The following is a 450-nucleotide window of genomic DNA, read 5'->3' as shown; positions in this document are numbered from 1 at the left end:
GCGGATCGCTACTTATTATTTCCGCCAGTTGATATATCATGGTTTATTTCTTTTTTTTTTTGGACATCAGCGATGCCAAGCGTTTTGGTCATGTGGACATGGTGACCGCACTGCGCTCGCCGGGCTCGACGCTCAAACCGTTCCTCTACGGCATGGCAATGGACGCCGGGCTGATTCACTCTGAATCGCTTATGCAGGACGTGCCGCGCCGCTATGGCGACTACCGGCCAGGCAACTTTTCGCCCGGGTTCGGCGGGCCGGTGGCTGCCAGTTCTGCATTGTCGATGTCCCTCAACCTGCCTGCCGTACAGTTGCTGGAGGTCTACGGCCCGAAACGCTTCGCCGCCGAACTGCGTAATGGCGGTGTGCCGCTGACCCTGCCGCCGCTGGCCACGATGATTTTTTTGCTGGAGCGGTGACGTAAATCCCTCCCCCCTCTGCGGGGGAGGG

The 450-nt window shown here is 58.9% G+C and carries 1 protein-coding gene; it reads left to right on the top strand.

Going from position 1 to position 450, the window contains the following annotated elements:
- Positions 1-38 precede the first annotated feature (38 nt).
- A complete protein-coding gene (locus E4T82_RS12050; RefSeq protein ID WP_209304588.1) occupies positions 39-419 on the top strand; it encodes a penicillin-binding transpeptidase domain-containing protein in 381 nt (126 codons plus the stop codon).
- Positions 420-450 lie beyond the last annotated feature (31 nt).

This window comes from Streptococcus cuniculi, from assembly GCF_004570575.1.
Lineage (GTDB): Bacteria > Bacillota > Bacilli > Lactobacillales > Streptococcaceae > Streptococcus > Streptococcus cuniculi_A.
This window is presented reverse-complemented; position numbering and strand designations above follow the sequence as displayed.